This window comes from Paenibacillus herberti, assembly GCF_002233675.1.
GTDB lineage: Bacteria > Bacillota > Bacilli > Paenibacillales > Paenibacillaceae > Paenibacillus_O > Paenibacillus_O herberti.
The window spans coordinates 2,135,352-2,155,039 of sequence record NZ_NMUQ01000001.1; the positions used below are offsets into that span (position 1 = coordinate 2,135,352).

At 52.3% G+C, this 19,688-nt stretch carries 20 protein-coding genes; 2 read left to right on the forward strand and 18 right to left on the reverse strand.

Annotation, left to right across the window (positions count from 1 at the left end):
* Positions 1-62: 62 nt before the first annotated feature.
* The 12 genes from CGZ75_RS09860 to CGZ75_RS25170 all read right to left on the reverse strand — a co-directional run bounded on the left by CGZ75_RS09860 (position 63) and on the right by CGZ75_RS25170 (position 14,037).
* Positions 63-857, reverse strand: a complete 795-nt coding sequence (locus CGZ75_RS09860; protein WP_089524009.1) for an ABC transporter permease — start codon at positions 855-857, stop codon at positions 63-65.
* The gene (locus CGZ75_RS09865; protein ID WP_089524010.1) at positions 854-1,801 is read right to left on the reverse strand and encodes an ABC transporter ATP-binding protein; all 948 of its coding nucleotides are present in this window, start codon (positions 1,799-1,801) and stop codon (positions 854-856) included. The genes CGZ75_RS09860 and CGZ75_RS09865 overlap by 4 nt, the downstream gene beginning before the upstream one ends.
* A 192-nt stretch (positions 1,802-1,993) precedes the next feature.
* Positions 1,994-2,656 (reverse strand): hypothetical protein, encoded by a 663-nt coding sequence (locus CGZ75_RS09870; protein WP_089524011.1) that lies wholly within the window; start codon positions 2,654-2,656, stop codon positions 1,994-1,996.
* 11 nt (positions 2,657-2,667) lie between these two features.
* The gene (locus tag CGZ75_RS09875) at positions 2,668-2,871 is read right to left on the reverse strand and encodes a zinc ribbon domain-containing protein (RefSeq protein WP_089524012.1); all 204 of its coding nucleotides are present in this window, start codon (positions 2,869-2,871) and stop codon (positions 2,668-2,670) included.
* A 197-nt stretch (positions 2,872-3,068) separates the two neighbouring features.
* Entirely contained in the window at positions 3,069-5,471 is a 2,403-nt protein-coding gene (locus CGZ75_RS09880) for a hypothetical protein (RefSeq protein WP_089524013.1), read from the reverse strand.
* 19 nt (positions 5,472-5,490) lie between these two features.
* On the reverse strand, positions 5,491-7,098 hold the full coding sequence (locus CGZ75_RS09885) for a type 2 periplasmic-binding domain-containing protein (protein WP_089524014.1): 1,608 nt from the start codon (positions 7,096-7,098) through the stop codon (positions 5,491-5,493).
* Between the two features lie 44 nt (positions 7,099-7,142).
* Positions 7,143-8,027, reverse strand: a complete 885-nt coding sequence (locus CGZ75_RS09890) for a carbohydrate ABC transporter permease (protein ID WP_089524015.1) — start codon at positions 8,025-8,027, stop codon at positions 7,143-7,145.
* Between the two features lie 25 nt (positions 8,028-8,052).
* The gene (locus tag CGZ75_RS09895) at positions 8,053-8,985 is read right to left on the reverse strand and encodes an ABC transporter permease (RefSeq protein WP_089524016.1); all 933 of its coding nucleotides are present in this window, start codon (positions 8,983-8,985) and stop codon (positions 8,053-8,055) included.
* A gap of 79 nt (positions 8,986-9,064) precedes the next feature.
* Positions 9,065-10,777 carry a sensor histidine kinase gene (locus CGZ75_RS09900; protein ID WP_089524017.1) on the reverse strand — a complete coding sequence of 571 codons (1,713 nt, stop codon included), beginning with the start codon at positions 10,775-10,777 and terminating at the stop codon, positions 9,065-9,067.
* 3 nt (positions 10,778-10,780) lie between these two features.
* Positions 10,781-12,328, reverse strand: a complete 1,548-nt coding sequence (locus tag CGZ75_RS09905; protein WP_089524018.1) for a response regulator transcription factor — start codon at positions 12,326-12,328, stop codon at positions 10,781-10,783.
* Positions 12,329-12,571: 243 nt separating this feature from the next.
* Positions 12,572-13,873, reverse strand: coding sequence for an alpha-glucosidase/alpha-galactosidase (gene melA, locus CGZ75_RS09910; protein WP_089524019.1), 1,302 nt, complete (start codon positions 13,871-13,873; stop codon positions 12,572-12,574).
* An 11-nt stretch (positions 13,874-13,884) separates the two neighbouring features.
* Positions 13,885-14,037, reverse strand: coding sequence for a hypothetical protein (locus CGZ75_RS25170; RefSeq protein ID WP_176444748.1), 153 nt, complete (start codon positions 14,035-14,037; stop codon positions 13,885-13,887).
* Positions 14,038-14,105: 68 nt separating this feature from the next.
* Here CGZ75_RS25170 and CGZ75_RS09915 point away from each other — a divergent pair, with 68 nt between their 5' ends.
* Positions 14,106-14,990, forward strand: coding sequence for an AraC family transcriptional regulator (locus tag CGZ75_RS09915; protein ID WP_089524020.1), 885 nt, complete (start codon positions 14,106-14,108; stop codon positions 14,988-14,990).
* A 141-nt stretch (positions 14,991-15,131) separates the two neighbouring features.
* On the opposite strand, the gene pyk is transcribed toward CGZ75_RS09915, so the two are convergent.
* Positions 15,132-16,547, reverse strand: coding sequence for a pyruvate kinase (pyk, locus tag CGZ75_RS09920; protein ID WP_089524643.1), 1,416 nt, complete (start codon positions 16,545-16,547; stop codon positions 15,132-15,134).
* 138 nt (positions 16,548-16,685) lie between these two features.
* Between pyk and CGZ75_RS09925 the strand changes: the two genes are divergently transcribed.
* On the forward strand, positions 16,686-17,471 hold the full coding sequence (locus CGZ75_RS09925; RefSeq protein ID WP_245850764.1) for a helix-turn-helix transcriptional regulator: 786 nt from the start codon (positions 16,686-16,688) through the stop codon (positions 17,469-17,471).
* A 120-nt stretch (positions 17,472-17,591) separates the two neighbouring features.
* Here the strand turns inward: CGZ75_RS09925 and CGZ75_RS09930 are convergent, their stop codons facing one another.
* The 5 genes from CGZ75_RS09930 to CGZ75_RS09945 form a co-directional block, all read right to left on the reverse strand.
* Complete coding sequence (locus CGZ75_RS09930; protein WP_089524021.1) at positions 17,592-18,050, reverse strand: YtxH domain-containing protein; 459 nt, start codon at positions 18,048-18,050, stop codon at positions 17,592-17,594.
* Positions 18,047-18,562 (reverse strand): hypothetical protein, encoded by a 516-nt coding sequence (locus CGZ75_RS09935; protein ID WP_089524022.1) that lies wholly within the window; start codon positions 18,560-18,562, stop codon positions 18,047-18,049. Before CGZ75_RS09935 ends, CGZ75_RS09930 begins: the two co-directional genes overlap by 4 nt.
* A gap of 207 nt (positions 18,563-18,769) precedes the next feature.
* Complete coding sequence (locus tag CGZ75_RS09940) at positions 18,770-19,189, reverse strand: DUF86 domain-containing protein (RefSeq protein WP_089524023.1); 420 nt, start codon at positions 19,187-19,189, stop codon at positions 18,770-18,772.
* A 12-nt stretch (positions 19,190-19,201) separates the two neighbouring features.
* Positions 19,202-19,327, reverse strand: a complete 126-nt coding sequence (locus tag CGZ75_RS26170; RefSeq protein ID WP_281255099.1) for a hypothetical protein — start codon at positions 19,325-19,327, stop codon at positions 19,202-19,204.
* Positions 19,328-19,354: 27 nt separating this feature from the next.
* Positions 19,355-19,642, reverse strand: coding sequence for a Dabb family protein (locus CGZ75_RS09945; RefSeq protein WP_089524024.1), 288 nt, complete (start codon positions 19,640-19,642; stop codon positions 19,355-19,357).
* Positions 19,643-19,688 lie beyond the last annotated feature (46 nt).

Below are 19,688 nucleotides of genomic sequence, written 5' to 3' on the forward strand. Positions count from 1 at the left end.
TCCCACTGAATCTGCTCTCTTTTAACTGCTGGATGAACAACGTCGTTGTTGATTAATCCAAATTACCTGTTTTTATCCGATCGAACAAACAACATCGTGCCGACTACTGTGAACAGTACAAATATAGCAGCCATCACGGTCAGATTGAGCGCCGGAGAGTTTAATACAATTTGATCATACATCGGAGTACCCGCGTAGAATACCGCCCGCGCCAGATCAATGCAATAGGTCATCCGCATCAGCTTCGCGAGGAAGGCCAAAATGCCGGTAGAATGCTGGATCGGCGTGAGCGCTCCGGCTAGGAACATCTGCGGCATAATGAGCATCATGGAGCCGATGTCGGCTGTTTTGCTGTCATTGACGATGCCGATGAACAGAATGCCGAGTGATCCCCCAACCAGGCAGAAAAGCGGGGTCAATAGGAATACGTACACGATGTGCCAGCCGCCAAGCGGAATGCCCATGACCGCAGCGACGATCAAAATGCCGATCAGCCCGATCAGGCTGGTGAAGCTGGAGCCAATCATTTTTCCGATAATAATGGAATACCGCGAGATGGGGCTGACGAACAGCTCCTGCGTTAGATTCTGATCGCGTTCCTCGATAAGCGAGCTCATCCCCGTAATCAGCCCGGTAAAAGTACTGTTGACGATCATGCCGATCATCATGAACTGCAGAAAATTGAAACCGAGCCCACCTGCCATATTCTGGTTCAGACTGCCGCCCAATATTCCCATGAACAGCAGGGGCATAATGAGGGATACAATGAGCAACGTCGGGTTTTTTAAGCTTTTTGTAATGTCACGCGCCGCGATGGCGGCAGTCGCATTTGTCTCTCTTCTCCAGACAGCGATCATACGGCCTCGCCTCCTTGAATTAAGCTGAGATAAGCTTCTTCAAGCGTTGGCTGGCGGATATCGAGACGACTGAGCGGAGTGCGGATGCCGGAGACGATCTGCTGAGCGCTGCGCTGCCCCGGGAAAACGGCAAGCGTGTCCTGCTGCTGCTCGTAAGCGACGCCTAGTCCATCCAGCTCGGATTTCAAGCTCTCCAGCTCCTCCGATCCCAGCATTATCCGCTCCGGCCCCGCAAGCTGCCGCTTGATTTTATCCGGTGTACCGAGCACGGCGATTCGTCCGCCGGTCACCATGCAGACGCGATCCGCTTCTTCCGCTTCCTCCAAATAGTGCGTAGTCAGAAACACGGTCAGATTTTCCTCTTGGCGAAGTTGCTTCAGATAAGCCCATATCGATTGGCGCGCTGATGCATCAAGCCCTTGGGTCGGTTCGTCCAGGAACAGAATTTGCGGTTTATGAATCAGACTGCGCATAATTTCCAGCTTGCGCTTCATACCGCCGGAAAACCCTCTCGTTTTGCGGAACAGATTATCCCTCAGGCCAACAACCTCCGCGAGCTCTTCTACTCTTTTGCGGTACGCCGCCGGCATCATCCGGTACAATGGTCGATACGGAAACACGCCGTATATGCTGGCATGCAGCCGGATGTTCTCCTCTGCGGTCAAATCGAGATCCAGACTCGGGTTCTGAAAAATAATACCGACATTCCGCCGCACCTGCGCCGCATCCTTCTCAATGTCCCAACCCGCGATGCGTACACTTCCTGAGGTCTTAGTGAGTGTAGTTGTGAGAATGCTGATCGTCGTCGTTTTCCCGGCTCCGTTTGGCCCGAGAAGCGCGAAAAACTCGCCTTTCCCGACTTCAAAGCTAATCCCATCTACGGCTGGCTTTTCGGCTTTGCGGTACTTTTTGACTAATTGATTCACTTCAATGACGGATTCCATTTGTTGTGCCTCCTTGTTTTCTGAAGCCTGCGAGAGCACTCGCCCGCGCTGCTCGCGGCTGAATGGAACCATCATATCCCATCAATATGAACCGAATATGTCTTGAATTGATGTTGAGCCGGTTGGAACATAACAAAAGAAGCACAGTCCGCTTAGAGACTGTGCTTCTTCTTATTATATTTGAGTATGGTATTAAGCATTGATTTCGGTTTTGAGCATTCTTCTTACTATATTTTTTCCGGTTTCATCCTTGCCTTGAATTTCTATATTCATCCCATCGGAGTTTGGAAATCGGACAAACCAGATCGTTCGACCATCTTGAATCTGGATCATTTTTGCAACCTGCTTATTTAGTGTCTGTTTATCAGTCAATTCAATAGTTACAACATCCGGATCAAATGATTCCCCATAGACGATCGGTAGTTTCCCAGACCTGTCCGTTTCAGTTCCTGGTACATATTCAATGATCAAACCCTTATCCTGCTTCAATTTGTTAAGGCTGCTATACTGATAACTCCCACCTGAAACCCATTTCCAGCCTAACACGGTCTTCTTCCAATATTCCAAGTTCAAATCAGCGGATTTCTCAACTAATTGACCGTATTTCCTTGTATAAAATACAATCACACCATCGTTCGTCCATTCTTTATGAACGATATCCTCCATCTCAAAATCTGGAATGTTTAAGGTGTGATACCTTTCCGTAATAACCCCTCTCAAAGTCTGATCAATGGCTGGGTCAGCCGCCGGATTTGTCAGTTTCATCGGGAATAACCAAGCGAACACGATAAATCCTATTAATACAATACACAATATTGCTATCGATGTTTTCCAAAGCCATCGTGGTTTTCTCACCTTTACCATCCTCAACCAAAAAAGAGATCGATAATGTTTGAACCGGTAGACGATTGTTTATTGTAAAACTCAGAATACCCGCAGCTCTCGCAATACACAACGACAAATTGATTATGCTGAACATCAAACATCTTGGAAAGGCCCGTGCCGGTCATGGCCACTTCTTTGGTTTTAGCGTCCTTGCTTCCACATTTGATACATCCCTTTTCAGCCATATTCCATCGCTCCTTGTCTATGATGTTACTTTATACTTTTCCAGTCCTTGGAAGGTTGTGCTAATTTGGAACAAAATATAATCGCAAATCAAACAAAAGCCCAAACAACTCTTTTCCAGGATGGAACACCGAACAAGCAACGGACCCCTGCGCTAGCGCAAGGGCCTGTTGCTTGTTTGCTGCTGTATTCTCCGCGCCTATTCCTCTCCGCAACCCGCCGTTTCCGGGGTGCCGCGCAGGAACACTTTCACATTGACTTCCGGCTTCGGATCGCCCTCGAATCTGCAGCTGAACGACAGGTTCTGTCCGCCGTGACGCACAGTTGGTGCGTCCGCCGTCGCTTCAACGGTGCGCAGCAAGTTCCAGTTAATGTCGTAGATATGGCCGATCTGGTCGCCGTCGCAGACCAAGTATTCGTTGGCTTTAACTTCCGTATCAAAGGTCATATAAGAGCCGTCGGTGTAAAAGGTCGGGCGTTTCACCGAAGCGTCCTCGTTGCCGTAAACCGGGCGGACACGCATCGTGAAGCGAAGCGGCTGCGCCTCGTATTTATTGAATATCGCCCAGTCCGAGCCTCCCGGTTGGCCAGGCTGCAGCTCTGTCGGACTGCATACAAACGGTTTGGGAATATGCACCGGATACAGCTTCCACCGCCCCGGTCCGTCCGCCTCTAGATGCCAGTCACCTTTCGGATCGACCATCCGCTCACGCTGCTCGTCACTGAACGCTCCCGCCCGGCGCGCAGCCTCCCACACGGAAACCGCCGCCAGAAGCTGGTCGATGTTGCCGTTTCGCTTCAGCACGGCATAATCGGCCACAAGCGCGAATCCCGAAGTAAAGCCGGAAGCTTTGGACAAGACCCATTGGATTTCATCCAGCGCCGTCGCCTCGAACCGTTCGGATGCCGAACGGACGAGGAACCAGCCCAGCATCGGAGGAATGAAATTGCGCTTGAAGTACCGCTGATTGCTAAGCCGCCATTCCATCTGCCCTTCTCTTGTTTCCGCTCCCCATGGCTCGCCCCAATTGAAACGGGTGCAAATATGCCAGAGGTAATTGGGCACGACAATACTTGCATCGTTGATGACCTCTTGCTGCCAATCCCGGTACTGTCTCTCGACGAACCTGACCACGCCGTAATCATCCTGACCGGTCGCGTATACGCCTTCCAAACCGTCAAACGAGATTTGTTTCAAGTTCGCCCCATTCATCAGCTCGGTAATCCGGTCCGCGAATTCGTCCTGCAGCTCATTGTTTGGGAACACGACGTCATAAGGATGATCCCATAAACGAGCTATCGCGGCTCCCTCGACATCAGCCGAGACGGCGGTTCCGTTTGCACCGCGCTTAACGCCGAGCAGCTTCCAAGGAGCGCTTTCTGAAACGGATTCAAACTCGATCAGCTCATCGCCGATCTGGGCCGTTCTGCGGAACAGCTCAGCGGTGAACGGCGCAGGATTGGCAATCTCAACCTCGTTATCTTCAGTTCCGAGCGCTGCGGCCAAAGTCGAAGTGCCGACAGGCTGCAAGCGGGCGTCCGGCTTTGGCGCCACATAAGGATCGTTCAGCGTCGTGAAGTTGCTGAGCGTATGGATGCCAACATGCATACCTTCCGCCGCCGCCAGATCAGAGCAGACTTTGAGGCCTTCGTCGCCGTTTGGAAAGCTGCCGGGCTTCAGCTTGAAATGCCCCCACTGCACGAACGGATCAGGATGGTACACATACTTCAAACCGGCTTTTTTGGCATAATCCAGCGCATCGGCCATCGTCGATTCCGTAAAATCGGTGATGAGATAAGATTGGTTCGCCGCTGGTGATTTTTTGCCCCACGCTCCCTCGATCATGGGATGCGGCAAACCTTCGCCAAGCTCGATCTCTTCGATGACGTCAAGTACCTGATCTACCGGACAGCCGAACAGCGCAAGCCGCGTGCCCTCAATGCGGGCGTCCTCGCCCTCAATCGGAATGACATCTGTAGCGGCCAGGTTCCACGCCGGACGCGTCGCAGGCTTGGAGCGGTCGCGGGCAAACGCCTGCAAGCCGCTTCCTCCGTCCATCGTCGGCCATGCCGTACAGACATGATGCTCAAACTTGTTGTCCGTCATTTGACGGCCGTCGGGGTTGGGCTTCCCGCCTTGACTGTACGACTCCGGCATCGACTCATGCCGATCCAGCTCCAGCGGCCAGCCGCCGACCGTTTTTGCATTAAGCGACTGGACACCGATGGCGAATTCGCCATCATGTACAACGCCGACAGACTCTCCAATAGAGCCGCCGATCGTCGTCAGAAAAGGACCCCAGATGACCGCATCCGGACTTCCGCCTGCCACATTCAGCACCTCAAATGTCGTGTATCTCCCGCGGTTCTCAGCCGAAACGGTAATTTCCATGCCGTCCGCATACGAAAGCGTAATGCGTCCCGATGGGGCGTCAAACGCCGCCTGTAGCGGGGAGTGCATCTCTCCGCTAACGACAAGCCTCAGAAGCGGAGATGGATGCGACTTCGACTCGTACCGGGCACCGTCAGCGCCCGTCAAGGCGCTGATGGATCCCTCGTTATTCATTTCAACTGTCAGATGCTCCGTCCCAATCGTAAACATGAATCGTCCTCCCTATGCGTTAAGGCTTCAGATTTTCGTCGTATACCTTCTGGGCTTCTTCCAGCACTTTGTCTCCGCCCATCTTCTTCCACTCTTCCACGAAGCTGTCGAATTCGTTTAGCGATTTGCGTCCTGTAATAAAGTCAATAAACGTGGTCGTCGTCAGCTGCTCCAGCTTATCCTGGGTTTCGTTGTAAACCGGCTTGCTGAACGGCGCCAGAATATCCATCTCTCGCGAACCCTTCGCCCTCGTATCTGTGGCGAGCTGACGCAAGCTCTCATCCGAGGTGTAAGATGTTTGGAAATCATAATCATTAAAGGAGCCCGTCATGGAGTACACATTGCCGATACCGGCTTTTTTGCGCTCATCCTCGTTGTCGTACGGAGCGATGAATTCCACCATACCCTTGTCGCTCTTCTTCCAGTGAGTGCCCTCGATGCCGAACTGCAGCTTCTCGTAGGATTCGGGATCGAACTGAGTCGCCTCAAATACTTGCATGTACTTGATCAGCTTCTCTTGATCCTTCTCCAGCTGTTTGCCGAACATGATGCCGGAAGCGAAGGCCGGATTGTACTGCGAAATGCCGGAATGTCCTTCTGGACCTTTGACCCCGCCAACAGTAGCGAATGAGAAGTCAGCATGTTTTGCTTTCAGCTTGTCGTACCACTGCTGTCCACCGATGAAGGCATTACCAGGAATGAGCGCCCACCAGTAATACTCGATTGAACCAATTTTATCGCCCAACACCTTGTCCTCGACGTTGTTCGCTTTGTTGACGACGAATTCGGGATCGATCAGCTCGTTTTTGTACCAGCGGTTCAGTACTTCCAGCGCCTGTTTTGCTCCCGGCTGGATTTCACCGCGTACGATCTTGCCATCCTTCTCCCGGAAAATGTTCGGATAAGCGTCAAACGCGCCGAAGACGGAGCTGAACATAATCTCGATGTCGCCGGAGGCCGCCGTAATCCCATAGGTGTCTTTTTTGCTGTTGCCGTCCGGATCGTCGTTGCGGAACTTCGTGAGCGCCGCTTCCATTTCCTCGATTGTCTCCGGTGTTTTTGTTATGCCAACCTTTTTCATCCAGTCCTCGCGGAAGGCGAGCTGCAGCCCTTCAGTACCGAGATCCCAAATAACCGGCAGCGCGTAAATCTTGTCATCGCGGCGTACATACTTGAACGGATCATCACCCAAGTACCGCTTCAGCCACTCCACGTATTTCGGCATATGCTGCTCCACCAGCTCCTGCGGAATCGCCGCTGCAACATCCTGTTGAATCAGCTTGTCGTAATCCGGGAAAGAAGGCTCCTTCCACCAGTCCGGAATGTCGTTGGACACGATGAGCAAATTAAGCTTTTCCTTCATCGCTTCCCGTGTGGACGAGATGAAGTCCACATCGATGTTGAATTTTCCCTTCAAAGCGGCGACTCCGACGGAATCTGCCTTAGCGTTGCCGTCCAAATCCCAGAATGTCAGCGCCGTCTTCGCCTCCGGTCCAGCGGTGCCAGAAGGCGAGGCTCCCGGCTTGTTCTCTGCCCCAGAATTTCCGTTTCCTCCACTGCAAGCCGTTGCCAAAGCAGCTGTCAGAATAAGCGACATCGCGATAGTTAAGCGGTTTCTTTTTGCCATATGAACCGTCCCTCTCCCTATGAATTGGATGGGTGAAGCTTCGACTATCCTTTAACAGCGCCGATCATGACACCTTTGACAAAATACTTCTGGATGAATGGATAGACGATCAACATCGGGATTATCGAGAACATGATGACGGTCGCCTGTAGCTGCCGTCCCGAGAAAGCAGTCGATTTGCCGATGCTGTTCATCACATTGCTAATGTCGGACATATCGTTCTGAATAACGATTTTTCGAAGCACCATTTGCAGCACCTGTTTATCCGGGTCCGAGATATAAATCATCGCATCGAACCAGGCGTTCCAGTGCCCGACTCCGACCCAAAGGGCAATTGTCGCCAGCACCGGCTTGGAGAGAGGCAGTACAATCTGGAAAAAAATACGTGTATAACCCGCTCCGTCCACTCGTGCCGATTCCTCGATTTCATCCGGAATACCCCGGAAAAAGTTCCGCATAATCAGTACGTTAAACGCGCCGATCATGCCGGGAATGACGAGCGCCCATACGGTGTTGAGCATGTTAAGCTCTTTGATGACGAGGTAGCTCGGAATCATCCCGCCGGCGAACAGCATCGTGAACAGAATGAAGCCGGTGAATACTTTGTTGTACGGCAAATCTTTTTTGGCCAGCGGATATGCGGTTAGCGCGGTGAAAAATACGGACAGCGCAACGCCAATCAGCGTTCGCAGCAACGTATTTCCATAACCGGTCCAGAGCTCGCGGAACTGAAACGCCAGCTTGTAGCTTTCCATCGTGATCTGTTCCGGCCACAGAATCAGGCCAGCCCCACTGGCAGCACCGCCGTCCAGCGAGATGACAACCTGGGTCCAGAACGGATACAGCGTCACGACCATGACCACCGCCATTACGGCATACAGCACCGCGTCGACGGCCCGATCGGCTTTTGTTTTTTTCACGTTGATCATCGGGTTATCGCCTCCAGCGCTAAAATTACCACAGGGCGTGGTCGCGGCCGCCGAACCGTTTGACCGCCGTGTTGACGGTTACGATCAGGACAAGCGCAACAGCAGATTTGAAAAGTCCGACCGCGATAGCGTAGCTGTAATCCATCTCGATCAGGCCCTTGCGGTAGACGTACGTATCGATGATGTCCGACACGCTGTATACCTGTGAGCTGTACATGTTGAAAATCTGGTCGAATCCGGCGTCGAGAATGCCCGACATGGACAAAATCAGCATAATGGCGATGACCGGTGCGAGCATCGGAATCGAGATTTTGAACATGCGCTGGAACCGTCCGGCTCCATCCATGATTGCAGCTTCGTGCAGCTGCGGATCGATATTGGATATCGCAGCAAAATAAATAATTGAGCCCCAGCCAAAACCTTGGAAAATGCTCGTCGCGACGAGAATGGAGCGGAAGTAGCGGTCGTCGGCTAGGAACAGCACCGGATCTCCGCCGAATAGCTTGACGATGGCGTTGACCGGGCCTTCGAGCGAGAATAGGGTGAAAAAGATACCGCCGAGCACAACCCACGAAATGAAATGGGGCAGATAAGACACGGTCTGCACCGCCCTTTTAAATTTCATGCTGGCGATTTCGCTCAGCATCAGCGCGAACAGGATAGGGATCGGAAATCCGAAGACCAGTTTGTACAGGCTGATGACAAGCGTATTTTTCAAAATGGTGTAGAAATAACTGTCGGAGAATATGGCCTGGAAATGCTCCAGCCCGGCCCACGGGCTGCCAAATATCCCTTGCGTAATTTTGAAATCTTTAAAAGCAAGGAGCACGCCGTACATTGGCGCGTAGTGAAACACCAGATAATAAACGATTGCCGGCACCAGCATCAGCAGAAGTGCACGATACTGTTTGATCTTCCCTAGCTGTCCCTGACTGCGTTGTGCACCTGTCCCTTTCATCGTTTTCGCCTCCTATCCCAACTATAACAAGGGTACCGGAAGCTGGAATTATCAAATATTTTGGAAACGCTTCACTTTTTTACGCACTTCGGTAAATGTACCTCGGAACGGTGATGGTAATGCATGAACCCTGCTCTGGAACGCTCTCGATGGAGATGCCGAATTCGGCTCCGAACTTTAGCTTAATCCGCTCGTCGACGTTTTTGAGGCCGTAACCTCCGAACTGCGTGAGCGCCGCGGCATCCGCGATATGGGAGGGCATTCCCGGCCCGTTGTCACGCACGGCAAACAGGATGACGTCCCCCCTCAGAGAGGCGCTGACATGCAGCACGCCACCTCCTGATTTCCGCTTGTTGACGCCATGCTGAATGGCGTTCTCGACAAGCGGTTGAAGAATCAAATTGATCGTATGGTAAGCGTATACATCTTCTTCGATATCAAACTCAACGTTGAAGCTGTAATCGTTCATCGCTCCAATAATCTCGATATAGGAACGGATGTTGTCCAGCTCGTCCCGCACCGGGATGATGTTGTTGCCCCGATTGAGCGCCGTCCGGTAAAACCGGGACAGGGAAGTCACGACATGGCTGATCTCATATGCGTCGCTGCGCAACGCTTTCCAGTTGATGAAAGAGAGCGTGTTATACAGAAAATGCGGATTAATTTGCCACTGCAACGCTTTAAGCTCCGCTTCCTTCTGCACGATTTTACTCTGATAAGTCTCTTCAATCAGCTCGTTGACGCGGACGAGCATTTTCCCGAACCGGTTCGTCAGCTCCCCGATCTCGTCGCGCGAGGCGCTTTGCACCCTTACGCTCAAATCCCCCATCTCCACCCGCTTCATCGTGGAATTTAGCGTAGAGATGCGACGGTTCATTGTGCGGGAGAACAGCGAGATAATAACCAATAGGATGAGAATGCAAACAACCGTAATACCCAGCGTGGCCCGGATGATCGAGCCTGCCCCCGCAGATACATTGTCCGCCGGGACGAATAGATAGATTGTCCAGTCCGCCTGCTCCAGCTGCTTTTTCGCCAGAAAGAGCTTCGTCTCCCCGAGCTGAACGAGACCTTCCGGCCGGTTCAAAATATCGGTGGCGTCAAAGTCGGCCAGCTTATTCGCTGCTCCGTTTGTATAGACAATCCGGCCGAGCGAATCCGCCATGACAAGGCCGTAGTCCGACTGTTTGTCCGCCGTATTAAAAATCTGGGACTCTTTGATGCGCATCGTGACGAGGTTCGTGTTTTTGCTGCCGTAAGGACGTGGAAATTGGGCGGTGGCGATGAAGTCTTCATCGTAAAACCAGCGGTACTCCGAGTACGGAGGCGATACAGCCTCCTTGTACCATGACTCCTGCTCCACCCGTGTGGCGGAATGCACCAGCGTGTCGTACTCCGGCACGTCGTTCTGGGTATACATCGTTATGCTTTCGATGCCCTTGTCGAGATTTTTCATCATGTTTACATAGGGGCTCAAATAACCGTTCAGATCCCGCGACAAATTGACCAGATCGAGATAATCGTTGGAGACGATTTTTTGAAAGGTCGCATTGTACACGACGGAACGAAGGGTATGATTGTAATTTTCCAGGGAATTGTCGATGCTTTCGGTGACCGTTGCGACATTTTTGTCGATCCCCTCCATCGTCTGATATTCCAGCATCGCTTTGGACTGGTTGTAGGCGTAGAAGCCAAGAATGAGGATCGGCACGATGACAACAACGACGTAGGATAGAAACAGCTTCTGCTTGAAGCGCATCCGGTTGAACATCCGGTCGATTAACCGCCGCATCGCTCAGGACTCCTCTCGGAACTGCGCCGGCGTTTTGCCAAAATGGCTTTTGAACAGGGATATGAAATAGGGAATGTTGCTGTAGCCTACGCTTGGACCAATATCGACGACTTTCCGGTTGGAGGAAAGCAGCAGTTCCTTTGCCTTTTCCATCCGGTAAAGCGTGATGAATTTGTTGATGCTGATGCCTTTTTCCTTTTTGAACAAATAACTGAGATAACTCGGCGACAAATACACCCGTTCCGCGAGCGCCTCCAGCGACAGATCGCTCCCATAATCCTGCTCGATCGTGCGAACCGTCTCCTCGATGCCTTTGGACTTCCCTTCGCGGAACACGGCGCCCGATTGCGCCTGCTCCTCTAGAATGGCCCCCATGACGAGACGTAGATCGGCCAGTCTTTCCGTATTGTGCACCTGCTCCAGCTGTTTATTGAACGCCGCCGCGTTTTTTTTGGCGGAAGCGTCGAAGCTGGCCTTAACCACTTCCATACAGACATACTTAACGTAAACAGGCGAAAGCCTGCTGCTGCTCTGCAGTGTATCGAACAGCTGCTCGAAGCGCAGACGGGCATAGTCGAAGCTAGTGCGCCGGATATTCTGCTTGATCTCCTCCAGCACCTCGTTGACGGCCGTCGTTACATCGCCTTCACCAGCAGCCATAGCCCGGTTCGCCTGGACTACGGCTCCTTCCTCCCAGAAAAACTTGTTTCCCAGCAGCGTCTCCATCGCTTGATACTCCTGATACAGCTGATCTGCGTTCTCAATTAATCCGCTGACAACGATAGCGATGTCTTGTCCGTAACCGGCCTTGAACCAGCCGCTCAAACGGCCAGCAAGCTGTGACAGCTCCTCCGCCGACTCATCCGGCGTTGAATGCATCAGCAGCAGCGCCTGGAACTCATTCAAATGCACAAGCTCGCTGGGTCGTTCTGTGGCTGCTGCCAATTCTTGCTCAAAATTTGGCGAGGTGCGGTCAAAAAAACGGCTGCGCGCATCCAGCATGAACATACGCAGCCAGCGATGTTCGCCAAGCTCGGTCAGCGGGATGAGCGGAGTGGAGCCGGAAACCGCTTCCGTTTTGCCGAGAATAAAGTCTGCGAGCAGCCGGTTTTTCTCGTAACGCGTTTCCCGCAAGTAGGCCTGCTCCATCCGCTCCAGCTGCGCCTGCTCTTGCCTTTCTTCCTCGCACTGCTGAATGGCAAGCGACAGCACCTTAATAAACTCCGTCACCTGGATCGGCTTGAGCAAATAGCGGATCGCTTTGACATCAATTGCCCGCTGCGCGTATTCGAACTCGCCGTAAGCGCTCATGAATATAGTTTTAGTCTGCAATCCCTGGCTTCTCACATGCTCCACCAACTGCAAGCCGTCCATTCCCGTCATGCGGACATCCGACAAAATAATGTCAACCGTGGCGTTTTGCAGAAACTCCAGCGCGCTCTCGCCGCTGTCCGCCTCGTGGATCTCCAGATTAAAACCGAATTTATCGACTAAGTACCGGACACCTTCTCGTTCGAATTTGTCGTCGTCGACGATAAGCATGGTTAGCATAACGTCCACCGCCTTTACCGTTCGGCATAATAGATTTTACAAAGGGAGTTTAGCATAATGGTCGGAGGACGCACAGGCTTTAAGGGCAAGAGGCAGAAATGCCCAAGAAGAATATGAAAGAATGTGCTTAGATCGATTCAAGGGATCGCGTGAAGTACCGTCGGCAAAAAAACGAAGACGGGAGGAAACTGAGCTTGGCTCAGTCTCCTCCCGTTTTGCTGATGCATCTTCCAAAACAAACTATTAACGGTATTCCGGCAGCCACTCGCCATGCGCTTCGATCAGATCGTCACATAAGGAAACGATGTCGTCCATGGAAAGCTCTGCAGCGGTGTGCGGGTCCAGCATAGCCGCTTGGTAAATATGTTCTTTGCGACGTGTGACCGCCGCTTCCAGCGTCAGCAGTTGAGTGTTAATATTCGTCCGATTGAGAGCTGCAAGCTGCGGCGGGAGCGCACCGATATGAACCGGCTGGATGCCACCGCGATCAACGAGGCAAGGGACTTCAACACAGGCTTCGCGAGGCAAATTGGTGATTAATCCGCCCGTGTTCATCACATTACCACCGATTTTGAACGGAACATCCGTCTCGATTGCTTCCATAATGTAGGAGGCATATTCCTCAGAACGTGTATGACTGAGATCAGCGTTGGCGAGCAGTTCGTCACGAAGGCTGTTCCAGCTATTGATTTGACCCACGCAGCGCCTCGGATATTCATCCAGTGGAATATTGAAGCGTTCAATGAGCTCCGGGTAATTACGCTTTATAAAATAAGGATGATACTCGGCGCTATGCTCGGAGGACTCGGTGACATAATGGCCGAACTTGAACATCAGCTCGTATCGCACCATGTCATGATGTTTTTCCTTCTGCTTTTCGGCAGCGCGGCGCTTGATCTCCGGGTATAAATCCTCTCCGTCCCGGGTAGCTTCAAGCAGCCAGGCCATATGATTGATTCCGGCGATTTTGGTCTTGACTCCGCTGTGATCCAAGCCAAGATCATGGAACAGATGCGGTACACAGCTTTGAACACTATGGCATAGACCTACTGTATTCACGCCGCCGTAGGTGTTCATGTAATTCGTCAAAACGGCCATCGGATTCGTGTAGTTCATGAACAAAGCATCGGGACATACCTCACGAATATCTTGTGCGAAGCCTTCCATAACTGGTATCGTTCGCAAATTGCGGAAGATGCCGCCAATGCCAAGCGTATCCGCAATCGTCTGGCGGAGTCCGTACTTTTTCGGAATCTCGAAGTCAGTCACCGTACAAGGCTCGTAACCTCCGACCTGAATCGCATTGATGACAAACTTAGCCCCACGCAGCGCTTCCTTACGGTCCTCATATACATTGATGGCACAGGTGCTGCCGCAATTCCTCTTGATGGCATTCAGTAGTTGTTCTGATTCTCTAACGCGATTTGGATTAATGTCGAATAATGCGATCTCATACGATTGGAGTGCCGGGGTCAGCAGCACATCTCCCAATACATTGCGAGCGAACACCGTGCTGCCTGCACCTAAAAACGTAATTTTATTCACTTATATCCTCCTCATTTACCGTGACTAATGTCGTTCAATAAGCTTCTCAGGCAATCGCTTTCAATCGACCGATTGATCGCTTCTGCAAAGCCGTAATCCACAATTAGACTATAAAAGATGCGCGGTAGCGGCACAATGGAAGTTTGAAGCTTATGGATGGACATTTGTCGTTTGTTCCTATATCGTTGAAGGAAAAATCCAAACTGGCTTTCTGCCAGAGAAAGGTGCGAGGATGGAAACCTACACGCTATCGGATCACTATTTTTTTAAAGTCAGCGATAACCGTGAACCTGCAGAAGCCAGTGAGCTGACCGTGTTGTTCAGCGGAGTAGGAAGCCCGGTAATCGGCCAACGTACTGGACCTGGAATCCATGATTATGTCCTCGTTCATACCATCATAAGCGGACAAGGCATGTTTAACTGCGATGGTGCCCAGCATGCATTAGCGGCCGGAGATACATTCGTCATTTTTCCAGGTCAGCTTTTCCTTTATGAGGCGGATCGTATTGAGCCCTGGACGTATAAATGGGTCGCGTTTCGCGGTTATGCCGCGCTGCAGCTCATGTCGGAGGTCGGACTGACCCCCGAGCATCCGGTATTAACCGGAGTTAACGGGAATAGCGCACTTATTTTTTATGATCGACTCCAGGGAGCGCTCGTCGGAGAAGCCAGCGCCGCCGTAACGGATATGGAGGCGAGCGGCTGGCTGAGACTACTTCTGGGCGAATTCGCAAGGCTGCAACCGCATCGTACAAGACCCGCGCCCCATTCCTCTGCGGCGGCAAAGCGGCAGGTGGATCAGGCAGCGCGCTGGTTGCAGACGCATATTGCGGAGCCGGTGTCCATTCAGGAGCTTGCCCACTCTCTCGGTTATCACCGAACGCATCTGTCCAAGCTGTTCCGCCGATTTACCGGGCTCTCTCCTATGCAATACTTGCAGCAGCTTCGAATGAAAAGAGCAACCGATCTGCTTGCTGCTACTGATTTGACGATCGAGCAGGTCGCCTCCTCTTGCGGTTATGCTGATCCGCTTTATTTCTCCCGGCATTTCCGGAGCAACTCCGGCCTGTCGCCTACGGCCTATCGGCAGAAAATCGCCGATGAACTTGGCTCCTGAGTAAATTCATGGTCAAATCTGCAGCCCCAGCCTATATGGTACTGGCTGCCTAAATAATTAAGGGGCAGCCCCTAAGTCATCTAAAGATGACTTTTGGAACCGCCCCTTAATCGTTTTGTTTATACGTTGAAGCCTAAAACCTTAAACCTGCTGAATCTTGATCAGGTTTGTTGCTCCTGATTTGCCGCTTGGCACACCGGAGGAGATGACAACATAATCGCCTTCGTTCAGCAGCCCGGTTTTGCCACCGTCTACAATCGCCGATTGCAACAGCTCGTCCGTCGAGCTAGCTCTCTCGCCATGCACCGGAATGACACCACGCAGCAAGCAAAGCTTAGCGATCGTCTTAGGCTCTGGAGTGATTGCGATAATCGGAGCTTTTGGACGGTACTTCGAGACCATGCGCGCCGTGAAACCGGATTCCGTCGGCGTCAGGATCGCTTTAGCGTCCAGATCCAGCGAGGAGCCTACAGCTGCCTGACTGATCACTTCCGTAGTCGTCGTTGCGTGCAGCACCTGGCGAGTACGGAATTGCAGGCGATAGTCGACTAGCGATTCCGTTTTGGCTGCGATCGTGGCCATACGACGCACCGATTCAACAGGATACTTGCCTGCAGCCGTTTCTCCGGACAGCATGATGCAGTCCGTGCCTTGAATAACAGCATTAGCAACGTCACTCACTTCAGCACGAGTTGGACGCGGGTTAACCTGCATCGATTCCAGCATATGTGTTGCGACGATAACCGGCTTTCCAGCCAGATTACATTTATGAATCATTTGCTCCTGCAGCGCCGGTACATCCTCGACCGGAATCTCCACACCGAGATCGCCCCTTGCGACCATGATGCCGTCAGAAACTTCGATAATCGCGTCCAGGTTTTCTACTCCCTCGTCATTCTCGATTTTGGAGATGATTTGGATATGTCCAGCACCGTTCTCCTCCAGAATCTGGCGAATTTCGATAATGTCCTCTGCTTTACGAACGAAGGAAGCTGCGATGATGTCAACCTGTTCCTTGATGCCAAAATGAATATGTTTGACGTCGCGCTCCGTCACGCCTGGAAGGCGAGTGCGCACGCCTGGCAGATTGACGCCTTTGCGAGGCTTGAGCAAGCCGCCGCTCACGATACGGCAGCGAATTTCCGTGCCGCCGGATTGCAGCACTTGCAGCTCGATAAGACCGTCATCGATCAAAATCGTGCTGCCTTCCGACACATCCTCAGGCAGGCCAGGATAGTTGACTCCGATACGGGAAGCGTCTCCTTCCAGCTCCTCGGTCGTCAGGATAAGCTCTTCGCCAGGAACGAGCGTGACATAAGGCTCACGAAGTTTGCCGATGCGAACTTCCGGTCCCTTGATGTCCATCAGTACAGGCACAACTGCTCCAGCTGCTGCCGCAGCCTCGCGCACGATGCGAATGCGTCCTGCATGATCTTCGAGCTCTCCGTGAGCCATATTGATGCGGGCTACATTCATGCCGGCCTCGATCATTTGAATCAGGACGGGCAGCGATTCGCTTGCAGGTCCCAGCGTACAGATGATTTTTGTTTTTCTAATAGTCACAGTTATAGCCTCCTATACATACTGCTTCTATTGTACCTCCGCATTCGCCAGGATTCGACATGCTATAGTATAATTAAAAACCTATAGTACGATTTAGGGATACATGCTAACCCGTAAGGAGGTAAAAGAGAGATGCAATGGACGATAAGCCGATTTCAAGGACGGCATCCAGTCATGCACTCAGCTGCGGTGAGGCCAATGCTGCAAGATCATTCAGGAATGCTGCTACTCATGACCTACGGCGGCATCCAGTTAAAGTTGGCCGGTAAGGACGAGCCTATCGCCCTCCGCCGGGGAGAGCTTGCCTATCTTCCTCCTGGTTCCCAGCCCTCGGTCGTTCAACAAGAAGGCAAAGTATATGAGCTTTATGTACTAGGTTTCACGGTTGATCGCGATGAAATCCGGCAGTTGGAGCTGCCTGCAGCTCATCAATCCCTTAAAACGATTCGATACGACTGGATGCTGGAGCGATTCCGGACGTTGGCTGAGGAAGACAAGGAGCGTTTGTCCAATTCAACGATTAGAGGTTGGGGCATCGTACTTGAGCTGCTGGCGCTTTGGAGCCGCGAGAATTCAACTGGAGCTGCTGCACCGGCGACAGCTCGTCATCTGGAACGCATGAAGGAATTTATCCAGGATCGCTACCGGGAAAAGGTAACCAAGGAGGATCTTGGGCGCTGCATCGGGCGTACGCCCAACTACGCAGCTACACTTTTTCGTCAGGGAACCGGCCAGACGATCAGCGGATATGTACATACGCAGCGGATGAAAACCGCTGTATATATGTTAACCGAATCGCTTCTCACAATAGAAGAAATAGCCGATTATCTCGGCTATGGGGAAGTTTCTTATTTTCAGCGCATTTTCAGGCGTTCATTCGGGATGCCGCCTTCGCATTATGCCAGCCGACATGAATGAGCTGCGCTGACCGGTACAGCCCTCTCATCCGACTTGCTTGTTACATGCCGGATGAATGAGCTGATCTGGAGCGGTCAGACGCTAAAGAGCGAACCCGCTGCCCGCGCCGTACTCTCGCTTTTAGAACTTTTCTTCCCGAGTTTCTTCACTCATGATAAGCTCTGGCTCATCATTGCTGATATCCAGATCTGGCAGACTTCCTGCGAGCTCTTGGAAAGACTCCACGGCTTCGCCGGTCGCAGAAGCACTTGAAGACACAACAACTTCTAATCCGGCATCCGCTTTGCGTTCCCAGAATTTTATTCCGGAAGCCAGGCTGTCGGCTGAATTAAGCGCTTTTTCCTTCAGCGCAGCTGCGCCTTCAACCGTTTGTCTAGCTGCATGCGTCGCTGTGCTGCCGATCTTTTCGCCCAGTTGACTAGCTTGATCTGCCGCTCTGGTAGCACGATCGCCAATATCTGCACGCAGCTCGCTGCCTGCCTTCGGAGCAAACAACAGCGCCGTTACCGAACCGATGATGCCCCCCGCCAATGCTCCTAGCAAAAAGCCACCGCTTTTCTTCGATCTTGATTTAATCATGTTTGTTCTCTCCTTTCAGCTATAGGGTTCCCAATCTCACGGTCAGAACATGCAGACGTTCTAAGCTTGGCGGCTGCACTGCGAATGTACATCCAGCCCTCGAGAGCCGCATCGGCAATGCCGATCGCTTCCTCAAGTTGAGGACGGTACTTACCAGCGGCCTGGCGCATCCGTTCTGCCGCCGCATCAGCCGTACTAGCAGCCCCATCGACAATCCTTAGCGCTGTCGCTCCAGCCGTGTCCGCCGCAGCCCGCAGCGAACCGGCCGCCTCCGCCAGCGATGCCAGCCCATCCAACTGCCGCTTTGCCTGCAGAGCCGCGTCCTGCATCGGCTCCAACGCACCTCTTGCATCCGCGGCTAGGCCGGTAATTTCCTTGAGCGCCGCCGCTGAGCCCGCTTCGAGCTCTACGACGAGGCTGCCGAGCCGCCGCATCAGGCGTGCGGCCTGCCACGATGTCCATGCTGCAGATGCGCTCAGCACAACGGCGCACACCGCAATCCACCATTCCATGCTTCTCACCTCCACGTCTGTTCCTGTTCTGGAACCGGGCGGGCGCCCACATTCCTGGTGACAGTATAAGCAGCATGGGCTTGGCTTGACACAGATTACCCAACAATCGGCTAAAAACAAAAAATAGGCCAACCAGAGCATTCTGGTTGACCTCTCATAACAGGCCGATCAATTCGGCTGATCTAATCATTCAATTGAACGGCTTTTCTACTGCTCTTTTTTCAAATACTGCTCCACTTGCAGCTTGAAGCTGCTCAGCCATGCCGCAAGGCGAGCCGTGTCAGGATGGAGCTGCTCGCGGGGCCAGTTGTAATATTCCTGCACGAGCGGGCGCCTAAGCTCCGCCAATCGGCATAGCTGACGAGTTAGCTCCCCGTCAATCACTTCTTCTCCGCCGATAATCTCGATGATGTCGCTGTAACTGCTGGCATCCCGCATCAGATAACCATCGATCAGACAGCTGCCGACATCGGTAACGGTTTCAATCGCCAAATGCAGCAATCGTTCCTGCGCCAGCCCTTGCAGGAGCGTGCCATTCCATTCCGAAGTCAGCTGATCCAGCGCTTGTACAAGCTCCGGGATGGCATCCAGTCGCAGGCGGATATCTTGCACGTTCACATAATACATGAGCCGCCTCCGTTATCGCTTATTCTTTTTTTTGCCGCGACGCTTCAGCCAAGCAATCATAATGATGCCGCTGAGTACAACAACAAATAAATACGTAATCATCATGTAAAAATCTTCTCCGAGCGACTGCTCCTCCATGGCCTGCCTGCTCCTCCCTTGCCCGAACTAGGCCTCGTAATCCACGGCGATCGACGATTCGCGAGCTTCATTCATATGACGGATAACTTCCTGATGAACGGGATGAACCTGATATTCTCCAAGCGCTTCCAAAGAATCAAACTTGGTCACCAGAGCAATATCATAAGAACGTTCCGAGTGAACGATGTCCTTGCCGACTTCCAGATGACGCAATACCTCGATTTTGCCCTCCATGTTGCGCAACACGGCTGCCGTGCGCTCTACACTTTCCGGAGTACGGTCCTTCAAACGGAAAAAGACGATATGTGTCAGCATACTGTAAACGCTCCCCCAATCGGATCAATGCCCTTCGTCGGGCTGC

Bases quoted from the DNA above. Each gene is read 5' to 3' on its own strand.
- CGZ75_RS26170 (WP_281255099.1), bottom strand. From the start codon at position 19,327: ATGGAGGAGCAGTCGCTCGGAGAAGATTTTTACATGATGATTACGTAT.
- CGZ75_RS09865 (WP_089524010.1), bottom strand. From the start codon at position 1,801: ATGGAATCCGTCATTGAAGTGAATCAATTAGTCAAAAAGTACCGCAAA.
- CGZ75_RS25170 (WP_176444748.1), bottom strand. From the start codon at position 14,037: ATGTCCATCCATAAGCTTCAAACTTCCATTGTGCCGCTACCGCGCATC.
- CGZ75_RS09925 (WP_245850764.1), top strand. From the start codon at position 16,686: ATGCAATGGACGATAAGCCGATTTCAAGGACGGCATCCAGTCATGCAC.
- CGZ75_RS09915 (WP_089524020.1), top strand. From the start codon at position 14,106: ATGGAAACCTACACGCTATCGGATCACTATTTTTTTAAAGTCAGCGAT.
- CGZ75_RS09890 (WP_089524015.1), bottom strand. From the start codon at position 8,027: ATGATCAACGTGAAAAAAACAAAAGCCGATCGGGCCGTCGACGCGGTG.
- CGZ75_RS09945 (WP_089524024.1), bottom strand. From the start codon at position 19,642: ATGCTGACACATATCGTCTTTTTCCGTTTGAAGGACCGTACTCCGGAA.
- CGZ75_RS09880 (WP_089524013.1), bottom strand. From the start codon at position 5,471: ATGTTTACGATTGGGACGGAGCATCTGACAGTTGAAATGAATAACGAG.
- CGZ75_RS09885 (WP_089524014.1), bottom strand. From the start codon at position 7,098: ATGGCAAAAAGAAACCGCTTAACTATCGCGATGTCGCTTATTCTGACA.
- CGZ75_RS09930 (WP_089524021.1), bottom strand. From the start codon at position 18,050: ATGATTAAATCAAGATCGAAGAAAAGCGGTGGCTTTTTGCTAGGAGCA.
- CGZ75_RS09935 (WP_089524022.1), bottom strand. From the start codon at position 18,562: ATGGAATGGTGGATTGCGGTGTGCGCCGTTGTGCTGAGCGCATCTGCA.
- CGZ75_RS09875 (WP_089524012.1), bottom strand. From the start codon at position 2,871: ATGGCTGAAAAGGGATGTATCAAATGTGGAAGCAAGGACGCTAAAACC.
- CGZ75_RS09895 (WP_089524016.1), bottom strand. From the start codon at position 8,985: ATGAAAGGGACAGGTGCACAACGCAGTCAGGGACAGCTAGGGAAGATC.
- CGZ75_RS09900 (WP_089524017.1), bottom strand. From the start codon at position 10,777: ATGCGGCGGTTAATCGACCGGATGTTCAACCGGATGCGCTTCAAGCAG.
- CGZ75_RS09905 (WP_089524018.1), bottom strand. From the start codon at position 12,328: ATGCTAACCATGCTTATCGTCGACGACGACAAATTCGAACGAGAAGGT.
- CGZ75_RS09860 (WP_089524009.1), bottom strand. From the start codon at position 857: ATGATCGCTGTCTGGAGAAGAGAGACAAATGCGACTGCCGCCATCGCG.
- CGZ75_RS09940 (WP_089524023.1), bottom strand. From the start codon at position 19,189: ATGTATTATGTGAACGTGCAAGATATCCGCCTGCGACTGGATGCCATC.